The 14,769-nt window shown below is 48.6% G+C and carries 12 protein-coding genes; 10 read left to right on the forward strand and 2 right to left on the reverse strand.

The annotated features are described in order from the left end of the window. Positions 1–117 precede the first annotated feature (117 nt). The 8 genes from WG89_RS03770 to WG89_RS03805 all read left to right on the forward strand — a co-directional run bounded on the left by WG89_RS03770 (position 118) and on the right by WG89_RS03805 (position 10,877). Entirely contained in the window at positions 118–1,128 is a 1,011-nt protein-coding gene (locus WG89_RS03770; protein WP_062261458.1) for a LacI family DNA-binding transcriptional regulator, read from the forward strand. Between the two features lie 106 nt (positions 1,129–1,234). Continuing rightward, complete coding sequence (malE, locus tag WG89_RS03775; RefSeq protein ID WP_062261461.1) at positions 1,235–2,419, forward strand: maltose/maltodextrin ABC transporter substrate-binding protein MalE; 1,185 nt, start codon at positions 1,235–1,237, stop codon at positions 2,417–2,419. A 592-nt stretch (positions 2,420–3,011) separates the two neighbouring features. Beyond that, positions 3,012–4,196, forward strand: a complete 1,185-nt coding sequence (gene malE, locus WG89_RS03780) for a maltose/maltodextrin ABC transporter substrate-binding protein MalE (protein WP_062261464.1) — start codon at positions 3,012–3,014, stop codon at positions 4,194–4,196. Positions 4,197–4,270: 74 nt separating this feature from the next. Continuing rightward, on the forward strand, positions 4,271–5,806 hold the full coding sequence (gene malF, locus WG89_RS03785; protein ID WP_062261467.1) for a maltose ABC transporter permease MalF: 1,536 nt from the start codon (positions 4,271–4,273) through the stop codon (positions 5,804–5,806). 3 nt (positions 5,807–5,809) lie between these two features. Next, positions 5,810–6,700 (forward strand): maltose ABC transporter permease MalG, encoded by an 891-nt coding sequence (malG, locus tag WG89_RS03790; protein ID WP_062261470.1) that lies wholly within the window; start codon positions 5,810–5,812, stop codon positions 6,698–6,700. Between the two features lie 41 nt (positions 6,701–6,741). Then, positions 6,742–7,872: an ABC transporter ATP-binding protein gene (locus WG89_RS03795; protein ID WP_062261473.1), complete on the forward strand. Its 1,131-nt coding sequence runs from the start codon at positions 6,742–6,744 to the stop codon at positions 7,870–7,872. Between the two features lie 157 nt (positions 7,873–8,029). Further along, positions 8,030–10,213: a 4-alpha-glucanotransferase gene (malQ, locus tag WG89_RS03800; RefSeq protein WP_062261475.1), complete on the forward strand. Its 2,184-nt coding sequence runs from the start codon at positions 8,030–8,032 to the stop codon at positions 10,211–10,213. 175 nt (positions 10,214–10,388) lie between these two features. Further along, positions 10,389–10,877 (forward strand): hypothetical protein, encoded by a 489-nt coding sequence (locus WG89_RS03805; protein WP_062261478.1) that lies wholly within the window; start codon positions 10,389–10,391, stop codon positions 10,875–10,877. Between the two features lie 35 nt (positions 10,878–10,912). On the opposite strand, the gene WG89_RS03810 is transcribed toward WG89_RS03805, so the two are convergent. Further along, complete coding sequence (locus tag WG89_RS03810) at positions 10,913–11,212, reverse strand: ArsR/SmtB family transcription factor (protein WP_062261732.1); 300 nt, start codon at positions 11,210–11,212, stop codon at positions 10,913–10,915. A 109-nt stretch (positions 11,213–11,321) separates the two neighbouring features. On the opposite strand from WG89_RS03810, the gene WG89_RS03815 reads away from it, so the two are divergent. Next, on the forward strand, positions 11,322–12,242 hold the full coding sequence (locus WG89_RS03815) for a permease (RefSeq protein WP_062261481.1): 921 nt from the start codon (positions 11,322–11,324) through the stop codon (positions 12,240–12,242). A 5-nt stretch (positions 12,243–12,247) separates the two neighbouring features. Here WG89_RS03815 and cfa read toward each other — a convergent pair whose 3' ends face one another. Further along, positions 12,248–13,438: a cyclopropane fatty acyl phospholipid synthase gene (cfa, locus tag WG89_RS03820; protein ID WP_079253638.1), complete on the reverse strand. Its 1,191-nt coding sequence runs from the start codon at positions 13,436–13,438 to the stop codon at positions 12,248–12,250. A 248-nt stretch (positions 13,439–13,686) separates the two neighbouring features. Between cfa and WG89_RS03825 the strand changes: the two genes are divergently transcribed. After that, positions 13,687–14,745 (forward strand): MalM family protein, encoded by a 1,059-nt coding sequence (locus WG89_RS03825; RefSeq protein WP_062261484.1) that lies wholly within the window; start codon positions 13,687–13,689, stop codon positions 14,743–14,745. Positions 14,746–14,769: the final 24 nt, after the last annotated feature.

Raw genomic sequence — 14,769 nt, forward strand, 5'->3', positions numbered from 1 at the left:
TACGAACAAGACGACAAGAGCCACTCATTGACCGAGATCAAAAAAACACACTGAACTTCACATTCTTTTCCAGTATTACGTTATTATTGCCGCCCGTTTAGGTTGAAAGCGTGTCACATGGGAAGAAAAAAATCAGAAGGACAGGCAACTATTCTACAGGTTGCTGCACAGGCAGAGCTTTCTATCGCAACGGTCAGCCGGGTACTAAACGGCGGCAAGTACGTCTCGGAAGCAACACGCACAAAAGTGCTGGAGGCCGCAAAGATCCTGAACTACCAGCCAAATTACATGGCCCGGCAACTGCATGGTCAGGAAGACTTCTCCATAGGCGTTCTGCTGGGTCTGGATCTTGGCACCATTTCACCCTTTGCCTTGAAAGTGTATGAAGTTCTGAAAATTTTCCTTCAGGAAAAAGGTTACAGAGCCAAGCGCGTCAAATTTGACGACAACGGCGAGCTGGAAACCCGGACCAAGGCCTATATCACCATCGGTGTCCATGACAGTGACAGTCGCCTGAAAGCCCTGGAAACAATCGACGCACCTATTATTCATGTTGGTGAACCGAAAGAGGATCGTTACTGGATTGCCTCCAATGATGAGCAGGGTGGTTATCTGGCTACTCAGCACCTCCTGAACAACGGTTGTCGTACTATTTATTATGTCTGTCTGGATGCCAGCCACAAGGTTTCCCAGCTTCGCAGGGAAGGCTACCGAAAGGCCATGCTGGATGCGGGTTTGATACCTGCCGAAGTGATTGAAGTATCCAACAGCACCCAGCTTCCTGCATTAGACAGCTATCGCAGAGTTCGCTCATTGCTGGAGTCTGGCCTCAGGCCCGATGGTTTTGTCGCCTTCTCCGATATTGTCGCCACCGGGATCTGTACGGCCCTGGCAGACACCGGCAAAAGAGTGCCCGAAGACATCCAGGTGGTGGGTTATGACGGTATTGATAATGACCGGTATGAATCACTGACCTCTGTTTGCCAGGACATTGAAGGCCTTGCCCGAAAAACAACAGACCTCACGATTGACGCCATTCGCAACGAGCCAGCTCGTGGTGCTAATCTGGATGTCCTGATCAAACAGGGCAATACCACGAAAGCTGCCAGCCAGAGTGAAACGGCCTGACTGTGGAAAGGTTTCCACATTGATTCAAGTCACAAATCCTCACAGACAATTCTGAAAGTATTCATCTCGGGCTAAGCCAAACGTCTGAATACTTCAGGATTCTTCAATGATCAAAAAAACAGTAAACGTCCTTCTCGCCTCTACACTGAGCATGGCTGTATTCAGCTCAACCGCACAAGCCTTTTCTGAAGATGAGATCGTCATCTGGGTTGGAGCCGACAAAGCCTTCAAAGGTGTCGAACAGGTCGGCAAACTCTTTGAAGAAGAGATGGGGATCCGGGTTAAAGTTGAAACACCCGAAAACCTGCCTGATCGATTTCCACAGGCTGCGTCAACAGGACAGGGACCCGATATTGTCATGTGGGCTCACGACCGGTATGGCGAGTGGGTCGCATCCGGCCTTCTGGCAGAAGTGAAGCCATCAAAGTCTTTTCATGAGGGTGTAGAAGAACTTGGCTGGCAGGCCACACAGGTGAACGGCAAAAACTATGGTTACCCGGTAGCTATGGAAGCTATCAGCCTGATCTACAACAAAGACATTATTAAAGAACCACCAGCTTCTTTTGAAGCCATGTTCGAAATGGACAAAGACCTGAGTAAAAAAGGATTGACCACCATTCTCTGGGATCAGGGTAACCCTTACTTCAGTACCCCTATGCTGCTATCCAACAATGGCTATGTCTTTAAAGAAACCAGCACGGGTTATGACACAGCCAATGTTGGAATAAACAGTGACAACGCTCGTAAGGCTGCCGACGTTTTTTCAAAGCTTATTGAAAAAGACGTAATGCCCAGAGGGGCTGACTACGGGGTGATGGACTCTACCTTCAATAAAGGTAAAGCCGCCATGATGATCACCGGTCCATGGGCCTGGTCAAACCTGGACAAGTCCGGAATCAACTACGGTGTTGCGCCACTGCCCTCTGTTAATGGCAGCCCGGCTCGAGCCATTGTCGGTGTCTGGGGCGCAGCCATTAACAACGCCACTCCAAACAAGGCTCTGGCCAAGGAGTTTCTTGAGAACTATCTGCTGACTGATGCAGGCCTCAAAACCATGAATAAAGATGTTTCGCTGGGAGCAGTAGCGGACAAATCATTCATGGCAGAACTGAAGTCTGATCCCCGCATTGCCACCACTTATGAGAATGCCAGAAATGGATTGCTAATGCCGAATGTTCCCGAAATGCTCAAGTTCTGGACTGCTATGGACATCGCCTTCAGAAACATTTCAAGCGGTCGTGAGTCTGTAGATGTGGCCCTGAGTAATGCCGAGAAAAGCATTCTGAACTAAAGCCATTTAAGCGCCCTATTAATCTTAAAGCCCTTACCACAGGGCTTTTTCCTTTCTCTTTCCAGCCCCATAAAATTACGACTCAAAGTAATACATCGGTTATCAGTGAGTCACTAAGAAGCCCTGAAATCTGACTTCCTGTAAAATAACGCTTGATGAATCGGAACCTCCAAATACCTCCCACTAACCATCAGAAAAGTCTGCCCACTATATAAAGCGTTGTTTCCTGAGCAGGGATTCATAAAGTTTCTTAAAATTATATTTTATTCTTTAATATCAATATATTAGGATATCACTCTGATCCATAAAGTGGATTCACCCCCTGTTTTTATATCCCTGTTTCATGTTCTTACCGGCTATGAAACCTTTTCATAAATCAAAAGAAACCACCCCTTTCTATTGGAAACGTTTACACATTGATTCCAGTCACAGATAACAACAGCATAGCCGTGTAACTATTAGCCTCACCGCAGATATCGCTGAGCCGACACACGTTTTTCCATATTTTTTTCTCATCATTTTTCAATGATTGGATGTGTCTGTTTGCGCCGCCGAAAGCTGCCCCATACAAAATTCAGTCAGGAGACTACAAATGGTTAAGAAGGCACTTGCTGCTGCACTGGCCTCTACAATGGCTTTGACGCTTACAACAGGCACTGCTCAGGCATTTTCAGACGATGAACTGACGGTCTGGATTGGTGGTGATAAAGCCTACAAAGGTGTTCGTGAGATTGGTAAGAAGTTCGAAGAAGAGATGGGCATAAAGGTCAAGGTGGAAATTCCTGAGAACCTGACTGACCGCTTCCAGCAAGCTGCCGCTACCGGACAGGGTCCAGATATTCTGATGTGGGCCCATGATCGTTACGGCGAATGGGCTTCCTCCGGTCTGCTGTCTGAGATCAAACCTTCTCCTGACTTCAAGGCCGGTGTTGTTGACCTGGGCTGGCAAGCCACAAGTGTGAACGGCAAGATCTACGGCTACCCCATTGCCATGGAAGCCATTGGCCTGATTTATAACAAAGACCTGGTTAAAGAAGCTCCCAAAACCTTCGAAGAAATGTTTGCCCTGGACAAGCAGCTGGGCAAGAAAGGCGTCGATACCATCATGTGGGATCAGGTTCAGCCCTACTTCACCACCCCAATGCTGGCCTCAAACGGTGGCTATGTGTTCAAGGAAACCAGCATGGGTTATGACGTTAAAAACGTAGGTGTGAACAATGAAGGTGCCAAGAAAGGCGCCAAGATGTTCTCTGACCTGATCGAAAAAGACGTTCTGCCACGTGGCGTTGATTACGGAGTCATGGACTCTTCCTTCAACAGAGGCAAGGTCGCCATGATGATCACTGGCCCATGGGCCTGGTCCAATCTGGACAAGAGCGGCATTAATTATGGTGTAGCGCCACTGCCGTCTGTTGACGGAAGTCCATCCAGAGCTTTTGTCGGAGTCTGGGGTGCCACCATCAGTAACGCTTCTCCTAACAAGGCTCTGGCTAAAGAGTTCCTGGAAAGCTATCTGCTGACTGTTGATGGTCTGAAGACCATGAACAAGGACACTGCCCTGGGTGCTGTAGCGAATAAAGCCTTCATGGAAGAGCTCAAGTCTGACCCTCGCATTGCTGCTACTTACGAGAATGCCCTGAATGGTCTGTTGATGCCGAATGTCCCTGAAATGGGCAAGTTCTGGTCTGCTATGGAAGCCGCTCTCACCAACATCTCTACCGGTCGTGAACAGGTTGATGCTGCTTTGGATAACGCTGCCAAGCGAATCCTCAACTAATCGACCCCAGACATAAACGGCACTGATTCCTGAAAGGCAAGCAGTGCCGTTTGCTGACACCCGGAGAGAGACCAATGAAAAAACCTGGGGCTGCTGGCGCAGTATTATCCGGCAAGGGGTTGAAATGGGCGCTGGTAGCGCTCATTGATCTGGCCCTGCTCTATGTAGTGACTTTGATGTATGCCCAGGGAGAAATCGCTTTTGCCCTGGTTATTCTGCTGCTGGGAGGAATAGGCACCTGGGTGTTTACCTCTGAGAAAGCCTACAACTTCCGTTATGTATACCCAAGCCTTCTGGGTGTAATCCTTTTTGTTGTTTTCCCATTGATCTATACGGTCAATGTCGCTTTTACCAATTACAGTTCTTCAAACCTGCTGACCTTCGAGCGGGTCAAACAGATTCATCTGGCCAAGCGATACCAGAGTGGTGACGATAAATATACGCTTGCACTTTACCAGTCCGGTGAGAATTACCAGCTTCAGTTAACTGATAAAGATGACAACACCCGTGCTTTTGTCACTGAAGGGTTTGCCAAAAGCAAAGAAAAGCTTCGTATCAATGCCAGCCAGGACATTCAACCTGCAGGTGACAAGCTGGCTATGCGCAATGTCATTAAAATGCGCACCTCACTAAAGAAATTAACCGTAGTTCTGCCAGACAACCGTGAACTGGTCATGACCAGCCTGCGCGAGTTTGGAGCAATGGCCCCCTTATTTACTGAGGGTGAAGAGGGGTCCTTGATCAATAACCAAACGGGCAGTGTTGCCAAGCCTGACTTTGAAACAGGTTATTACCTGGATGAAAACGGCAAGACAATGACGCCGGGCTTCACCATTTACATTGGCTGGGACAACTTCACCAAAGTCCTGACCGACCCGGGAATTCAGGGTCCTTTCCTGAAGATCTTCACCTGGACGCTTATTTTTGCTGCCCTGACCGTTGTTTTCACTCTTGTTGTCGGCCTGCTCCTGGCCTGTCTGGTTCAATGGGAGCCACTTAAGGAAAGCGGTATCTATCGTGTTCTGCTGATTCTTCCCTATGCCGTTCCCGCCTTTATCTCGATTCTTATTTTCCGTGGGCTGTTTAACCAGAACTTCGGTGAAATCAACATGGTTCTGGAAGCCCTGTTCGGAATCTCTCCGGAATGGTTTACCAATGAGTATCTGGCTAAAAGCATGATCCTGATGGTCAACACCTGGCTGGGCTACCCCTACATGATGATTCTTTGCATGGGCCTGCTCAAAGCGATTCCGGAAGACCTGTATGAAGCATCAGCGATAGACGGCGCGGGACCGATTCAGAACCTGATGAACATCACTTTACCCATGATCATCAAGCCCCTGACGCCTCTGCTGATTGCCAGCTTTGCCTTCAACTTCAACAACTTTGTCCTGATCAACCTACTGACCGGTGGTCTGCCCAATATGATTGGAGCAACGACCCCAGCCGGTGCAACCGACATTCTGGTGAGTTACACCTTCAGAATCGCCTTTGGCCAGTACGGACAAGACTACGGTCTTGCATCGGCCATCGCAGCCCTGATATTCCTGGTCGTTGGAGCCATCGCCTGGGCCAACCTGAAAGCCACCCGAAGCGTGCAGGAGCAATAAACAATGGCAATGGTTCAACCCCGAAATCTGAAGTATCGAGTGTGGGCAGCCCGCCTGTTCATGATCCTGTTCATCTGCATCATCATGTTCCCGTTTCTGATGATCATTTCGGTGTCCTTCCGCTCAGGTAACTTTGCCACTGGCAGCCTGATCCCGGATAACCCGAGTCTGGAACACTGGGCTATGGCCTTTGGCATTCCCTGGGAAAACGCCGATGGCTCCATTACTCAACCCACCTTCCCGGTACTGATCTGGTTGTGGAACTCGATCAAAATCAGTGTGCTGACATCAGGATTTATTCTTCTGCTGTCTACTACCGGTGCTTATGCATTTGCCCGCCTGAAGTTCCGCTTCAAGCAGAGCATGCTGACCAGCATGATGATTCTGCAAATGTTCCCGGCCGTACTGGCCCTGGTGGCCTTCCATACCATTTTTGACAAGCTGGGTAATTTCATTCCCTGGCTGGGACTCAACACCCACGGTGCATTGATTGTCGCCTACCTGGGCGGGGTCACCATGAATATCTGGCTGATCAAGGGTTACTTCGAAAGCATTGATAATGCCCTTGAGGAGTCAGCTGCCATAGATGGTGCGACCCCCTGGCAGGCATTCCGACATATCCTGCTGCCTTTGTCTGTCCCTATTCTGGCGGTGGTATTCATTCTCGCTTTCATTGGCGTGATCGGCGAATACCCTGTGGCTTCAGTCCTGCTGCAGGACATGGATAAATTGACACTGGCCGTTGGCTCAAAACAATTCCTGAACCCCCAGAACTATTTATGGGGTGACTTTGCGGCTGCCGCTGTACTGACAGGCTTGCCCATCACATTGATCTTCCTGCTGGCCCAGCGCTATCTGGTAAGTGGCCTGACCTCAGGCGGTGTTAAAGGTTAATTGGATTATCTGGATTAGTGCCCATAACGGGAGAAAAGATTATGGCTGAAGTAAAACTGGTTAACCTCGACAAAAGTTACGATGGCGGAAAAAGCTACGTTCTGAGGAATATCAATCTCGATATAAACGACGGTGAGTTCGTTGCTTTCGTAGGCCCTTCCGGATGCGGAAAGTCGACACTGTTACGAATGATCTGTGGCCTGGAAGACATCACCTCTGGCGATCTGAGCATTGAACAGGAGCGAGTCAATGACATGCCACCCAATGAACGTCGGGTCGGCATGGTGTTCCAGTCTTATGCGCTCTACCCTCACATGACGGTCAGAGAAAACATGGCCTTTGGCCTGAAACTTTCCAAAATTGACAAGAAAGTTATTAATGAGCGAGTAGAAGAAGCCGCTCGAACTTTACAGCTTGAACCCCTGCTGGACAGAAAGCCCAAAGCCATGTCCGGAGGCCAGAGACAGCGTGTAGCTATTGGTCGCTCCATTGTTCAGGAGCCCAGGGTGTTCCTGTTTGATGAGCCTCTATCGAATCTGGACGTTTCACTCAGGGTTCAAATGCGCCAGGAGTTAGCAAGACTCCACAGCCGACTGAAAACTACTGCAATTTATGTTACCCACGATCAGGTGGAAGCCATGACTCTGGCAGACAAGATTGTGGTACTGAGTCCTCTTGCAGAGGGCTCTGAAAGTAACCTGGAGCAGGTAGGTGCTCCCCTGGAGTTGTTCCATCACCCTAAAAACCTGTTTGTTGCCGGGTTTATCGGTTCTCCAAAAATGAATTTTTTCAGAGGTGAGATTGTTGCAACTGGTTCTGAAACTACTCAGGTAAAGCTGGAAACCGGAGAAATGATTCAGACATACAATGACACCTCTTATGCAGCTATTGGCGATAAAGTCACTCTGGGTATTCGTCCTCAGGATGTACTAACCAATGCAGAAGAGAACAATGTCACTGGTACCATTAATGCGCTGGAAAGACTGGGTACTGAAACCTTTGTTTATCTCAATCACCCAGCCATCGTAGAAGCCTTCACCGTTCGGATAGAAGACCATCGACGTCGTGAAGAAGGTGAGTCATTCAAAGTGGGGCTGCCCGCTGAAAGTTGCCACCTGTTTGGTGCTAATGGGCAGGCATTCCAAAGAACCAGAGCTCCCCAGTTTGATTAAAGGCTGACGGGATGGAAGCTTCTCCCACTCAAGAGAACTTCCATCAAACCGTCAGTAACAACTGCTGAAAAACAAATTTGCCGTCATTTTTCATTTCAAATCCTTTTTGAAGTGGCGGCATCCCTTTAGCCGGACAAAACTATTTTTTACGGTTTGAATGATGTTAAAACCCGAATTGATTAATCAATTGGCAGAACTGGCCGGTATGCCAGGCACCTACCATGACTGGGCTGGTGAGCCTGTTTCCATTGCCCTGGAAAACAAGGCCCCCATGCTGGAAGCCCTTGGCTTTGATATGAGCAGCGAAAAGACCGTTCAGTATGAAATTGAACAGCTGATTGAGAAGCCCTGGCAAGATGCACTGCCAGAAGTGGTCGTACTGCACGATGACAAACCTTATGAAATACCGCTTAATTTAAAGAAAAAACAATTAAAGGAATCCATTGTTGTCCATCTGCTTCTGGAGAGCGGAGAGGAACAAAACATTGAGGTAAAACTGTCTGCACTGGAAGTTGTTGAACGCCATTCTGCAGGTAAGTCTGAAACCCTGCGATTCAATCTGCCTCTGCCTCAGGATTTACCTCTGGGCTACCACCGTCTTCAATTGAATGATAAAGGTTTCAAAGCTGACAGCTCCCTGATCATTGCACCGGCGACCTGTTATGAACCCGAATCACTGCTGAACGGTGAAAAAATCTGGGGCTCAGGCGTTCAGCTGTATTCTGTCCGCTCTGAAAGAAACTGGGGTATGGGCGATTTCACCGACCTCAAAACATTGACTACTGAGCTGGGTCAGAACGGTGCCCATTTTGTCGGGCTCAACCCGATCCATGCCCTGTATCAGGATAACCCCCTGCATTGCTCTCCCTACAGCCCTTCCAGCCGTTTGTATGGCAATGTTCTGTACCTCGATCCTCTGGTCGTGCCTGAGTTTGAAGAGTGCAAAGAAGCCCAGCAAAGATTCTCGGATGATACTTTTCAGCAAAGACTGACGGAGTCCAGAGCCTGTGATTACGTTGATTACGAGAAAACAGCCAGTCTGAAATTTGAAATTCTAGACCAGCTCTATGAATACTTCAGAGAGCAGCACCTGTCATCCAACAGCGACCGAGCCAAAACGTTCGAAGCTTATTGTGCTCGACATGGAGAACCTCTTCAGCGTTTTGCAGTATTCAATGCACTTTATGAGCATTTCAGAAAGCAGGATCTGATGAACTGGGGATGGCCTTGCTGGCCAGAAGCCTATCAAGATCCTGATAGTAAAGAAGTGGCTGAATTTGCCAAGGCAAACGAAGAACGCATTACCTATTTCAAATACCTTCAATGGCTGGCTGAAGAACAATTTGCCCAGGCTCAGCAATCTGCAAAAGAGGCTGGCATGATGGTAGGCGTTTATCGTGACCTGGCTGTGGGTGCTGATCGCGGAGGGGCTGACGTATGGTCTGATCGTCGTCTGTTCTGTCTGGAAGCCAGCACCGGTGCTCCACCTGATGGTCTCGGTCCTCAGGGTCAAAACTGGGGACTGCCACCCTTTAACCCTGCAGCCCTTCAGGAAAGGCGCTACCAGCCGTTTATCGACATGATTCGCAATAATATGCGGGACTGTGGAGCCCTTCGTATTGACCATGCCATGGGTCTGTTCCGCCTGTGGTGGTGCCCCAACGGTAAAGGCGCTGCAGAAGGGGCTTATATCCATTATCCATTGCAGGACCTTCTGGGCATTATAAAGCTGGAAAGCCGGAGGAATGAATGCCTGGTCTTTGGTGAAGATCTGGGAACTGTTCCACAGGAAATTACTGACAGTCTGCCACCTGCCCGCTTTTATTCCAGCGTGATGGGCATCTTCATGCAGGAAGGTGACAGCTATGTACTACCAGAACAGTTCAAACAGAAAGCCCTGGCCACACTGGTTTGCCACGATACGCCTACTCTGGCTGGATGGTGGGCAGGAAAGGATATCGGCCTGGCAGAGTCTCTGGGTATTTTCACCCCTGAACGGGCGGAAGATGAGCGCGCGGGTCGTAAGGGCACTCGCCAGGCAGTCATCAACCTGCTTGGAGCCATTAATGAGCTGCCATCTGATACCTGGGACCAGATCCCTGAACAGTTCACACGCCAGCTGATGGAACGATTCAGTTATTATCTGACGCGATCCGGCTCACAGATTGCCGGGATTCAACTGGAAGACTGTATGATGATCGATACGCCGGTAAATATTCCCGGCACCAGTACAGAGTACCCGAACTGGCGTCGTCGTCTGACAGAGAATCTGGAAAGTTTCTTTAGCCGCGAAGAGAACAAGGCTTTCTTCCATAACCTGACGCAATGTCGTAAAGCCTGATCAGTTCACAATCATGCAGGTGCAGGATGCAATTTCCTGTMCCTGCCATAAAGCTGCAGCTCTTCATTAATTTTTCTGCTCTTAGCTACTACAACTTAGTAATACCCACCTAAACTAGAAAAGCCTTTCTTTAAATACGACAACTTAACATTACCAAGACACTCTGGGGTTTGATATGAAGCCACGGTGCAGACTGAGCCACTCTATTTTTCTGACTCTTTTGATACTGAGCGCCGTTCAACAACTCCAGGCCTCTCCAGATAGTCCCATTACTTCTCAGGAACAAAAAGTTGTCGAAACCGTTTCAGAGCGAATCATCCGGCATGCTCAGTCAACTCTGGAGGCTACTTTTACCGGTGCAAAGCATGGTGCCACAGTCGGAGGCGCCCTCGGAGTTACACTTCCAGCCTCAATGGGAGTGCTTCATGGAATAAATGAAGGCCCCTCTGATGTGGCCAGGGAGGCAACAGCCTATGGGGTCATCACTGCTCTTACCTGTTGTGTTTTTATCACTTTGGGAACGGGTGTAGGGGGTGGTATCGGTATGGCTTACGGCGTCATTCAAGCGATCACTGAAGAGGGTATGCGATACATCCCGGTACAGATTCTTGGAAATCCGCTTCCCACTCAACTCGATGAACTTCACACTACTGACGAATTATGAGTTCACTTTCGACTCTGATTCTACGGTGTGAAATCTCATGGCTGTTTTTCTTCATCCAGACAGCACTCATCCTGCAAAAAACCGATCACCGATTCCAACTGTTCGAACTCAGCCACGCAATACAAGGTTCTTCCCTCTCTGCGTTGAGTCAGAAGACCCGCAGATGCCAAGCTGGAGATATGATGAGAGAGGGTTGAGCCCGGCACGGCTAAATGCTCCTGCAACTGACCCACTGCAATCCCCTGAAAACCGGCACGAACTACTTTCTGAAAAATCGCCAGTCGAGTTGGATGCCCCAATTCTTTCAAGGCTTTCGCCACTGCTTCTATTTCCACCAGTGTCATCCTCAACAAATCCAATAATTCGATATTACTAGAAATATATTGACCCAGCCAATTATAAATCTTATATTTCGATTATTCTGGAAATATAGAGGCATCTATTATGTTTGATACATCACTGATCGAGAACCAGGCTCTGGCAGACACTCTGGGCATGTTCTTTTTTCTGGCTGCGGAACTGACAGTACTGTTTCTGGCCATCAGCTATCTGGTGGGGCTGCTGCAGTCCTTCATTCCCCCTGAAAAAATCAGGGACCTTCTGAGCAGCAGAAATGGAAAAGGTTATGTACTGGCTGCTTTTCTCGGTGCCATTACCCCTTTCTGCTCCTGTTCAACCATTCCATTTTTGAAAGGACTACTAAGGGCACAAGCTGGTTTCGGCACCATGATGGTTTTTCTCTTTGCCAGTCCTTTGCTTAACCCCATTATCATTGGCTTGTTTGCCGTCACCTTCGGCTTGCAGGTGACTCTATTTTATTTCGCCATGGCTATGGGGGTATCGGTTATTGCCGGATTCACACTGGAAAAACTTGGCTTTGAACAGTATGTGAAAGCAGACGCCTATCTGGCACCTGCCTCCAGCTGCCAAAGTGGCTGCAGTGGCCAGCCAAAGCCTTCTATCTGGAAGTCCGTCTGGCAATCAACCTGGAAAGATTTCAAAAAAGTGTTGCCTTATCTGATAGGAGGTATTGCTCTGGGTTCCGCCATATATGGCTTTATGCCCACCGAGTTTGTTGCCCAGGTAGCCAGTGACAGCAATCCTTTAGCTATTCCGGTAGCTGCGGTGATCGGCATTCCACTTTATATCCGTGCGGAAGCCGTGATCCCCCTGAGTTCTGCGCTGGCCGCCAAGGGAATGGGACTGGGCGCCGTAATGGCACTGATCATTGGCAGCGCTGGCGCCAGCCTCACTGAAGTCATTTTGCTCAAGTCTCTGTTCAAAAACAAAATGATTGTCGCCTTTCTGGTGGTCATACTCACCATGGCGGTTGGGTCCGGGTTTCTTTATCAAGCCATTTTCTGACAACACTATCTTGGAGCATCGTATCGGTCAGAAGCCCCTTCGGGGCTCAGAACCAGTTGCCAGAGCTGCAGGGCTCTGGCACGGAAGGCTCCGGCACATTGCAGCAAATAGTATCGCCACATCCGATAGAAAGCTTCATCATACTGCTTATCCGCATATGTCTTTATCAGCTCCGGCCAGCATTGAACAAAGTTTTCATGCCAGGCCATCAGAGTTTTGTCATAGTCCGGCCCCAGGTTTTGCCAGTCCTCCATTACCCAGAAGCCTTCCATCGCATGAGTCATCTGTGTCTGGGACGGAATCTTGCCGTTGGGAAAAATATACTTTTGGATCCAGGGGTCGGTATCGCAGCTAGTGATGTTTGTGCCAATGGTGTGCAGTAGAAACAGTCCGTCTTTGTTCAACAACCTGAGTGCCTGTTTCATGTAAGTTCGATAATTTTTCAACCCGACATGCTCAAACATGCCTACTGAAACCAGTCGATCAAACTTACCCACAAGGGTGCGGTAATCCTGCAGCAGAATGTTAACGGGTAAGCCATCGCACCTTGCCTGTGCTAACAACTGTTGTTCTTTAGAAATGGTCAGCCCTGTTACTTCAACCCCATAATTCTTAGCAGCGTATTTTGCCAGACCACCCCAGCCACAGCCTATATCCAGAAGAGTCTGACCCGGTTCAAGCTGGAGTTTGCGACAGATCAGATCCAGCTTGTTTTCCTGAGCTTCTGCCAATGTCTGTGCATCTTTCCAATAACCACAGCTGTATTGCATATGAGGATCCAGCATACGCTCAAACAGCTCATTACCTGTGTCATAATGCTTTTCTCCTACCTGAAATGCCCGGGCTTTAGATTGCTGATTCAGAACATGACTGACAATCCAGTTCAGAATGTGCTGACCCGTCGTAATCGACTCGTGGTTTTGTTCTTTCAGCAATATTCGAAAAAACATCTCATCCAGAGCCTGACAGTCCCACCAATGTTCCATGTAGCTCTCACCCAAACCAAGAGAGCGCTCTTTTCTGACCCGTGAGACCAGCTTGGGGTTATGAACCCTGATATCCCAGGGTCGGCTCCCGTTGAGCTGAACGTCAGCTTTTTTTAGCCAGGCTTCAATAATGCCCACCTTGTGGGCAGGCTGGGCAAGGGAGTTTTCAAGAGTTTCATCTGAGGATGATGAGCCGATGTCCACAGGCATGATTTTAACCTCGGAATGACCGGAGATAAGCTCTATGAAAAAAAGCAGTTAATTTGATCCTCGGCAAGTCTTCTTCACTGTAATCGTTTACATAATGGCAAAATGATTCATTCTACCCGGACGAAGGTAAAATCAAATAATCCGCTATGAGCATAAGCCGCTATTAACTCTATCGTGATTCGATTAAACGGCTGTTCTCAGATAAACGTCATATAGAAGACGAATAGAAATTATAAATCGGAGCCATAATGAAGCGCCTGACCCTGATGCTGGCCGTAGCTGTATTAAGCGGCTGTGCAACTCAAAATAATGATCTGGCCATGGCTACTCCCCAGGTCGTTGAACAAAAATCGCTGAAGTCACTGAATGAAGTTTCTTATGCCAACATTCAGGTCTATGAAAAAGCCATTCGAATTGAGCGCCAGATCTCTTCGGAAACCGACCAGGTTTCCATAAATGGACTGAGCACACCTGTAGCAGGATGGAAGTTGCCAGATTATGGCGTTTATCGATTCAAGCTGGAAAGTCTGGTACAGCGGACTGATTTTGGCACCAAAGCAGAAGCTTTTATGCCGGAAGTCTGGCTGTTGGATAAAAACTTCTCACCGATTCAGAAGCTATCCATAGAACGAATGGTTTATTCCGATCAGAGCATGCTGTCCAGAGAAGCTCTTGTTCAGGAATTTATCATCGATAACCGAAAAGAACGGAAGTCTCCGCCTGTCTACCTGGCTCTGCTGACAACGGAAGAAGCACAAAAGTACTCCGTCAAAGTAGCCAACTTTGATGAAGAGTACGCAAGAATTCGCGCTCGTACCGCTCCTCCCACCCCGGATGTTTTTGCTGTTGCAGCCAATAGTGGAACACTCAGACTGGAAGTGACGCCTCTAATCAGTCATTCCCGCTTGAAGACGGTGAAAAAAGCCCAGCGTCCTGACTATGTTCCAGCCACTCCCGAGCTGGCCAAACCCAAAGTAGCAACAAACACCTTATCCGTTTCTGCCGATTACCTGACCGAAGTTAAATCGGCTATTGAAGCTGCAGATATCCAAACGGCCTTGGCTCTGAGAGAAAATGCGCGCCAGCTTCATGCACTGTTGCAAAAGCAATTCTCGCAATCCTACGGACAACCTTCCGAGAGCATTAAGTTACCTGGCAAACCTCAAAGCCTGTCTCCTGAAAAGACTCTGAATCTAGAATTTGAGCGGCAACTGGCTTTGGAAATGAAGAGGGAAGACGCTCAGGCTGCATTGGCCATCATTGACAAGGCGGGCGCACTGTCGAGAGATATTGACGAGCTTTTCTAAATAATTTCAGCCTGCTGATAACCG

This window comes from Endozoicomonas arenosclerae (assembly GCF_001562015.1).
In the GTDB taxonomy this organism is placed as follows: Bacteria; Pseudomonadota; Gammaproteobacteria; order Pseudomonadales; family Endozoicomonadaceae; genus Endozoicomonas_A; species Endozoicomonas_A arenosclerae.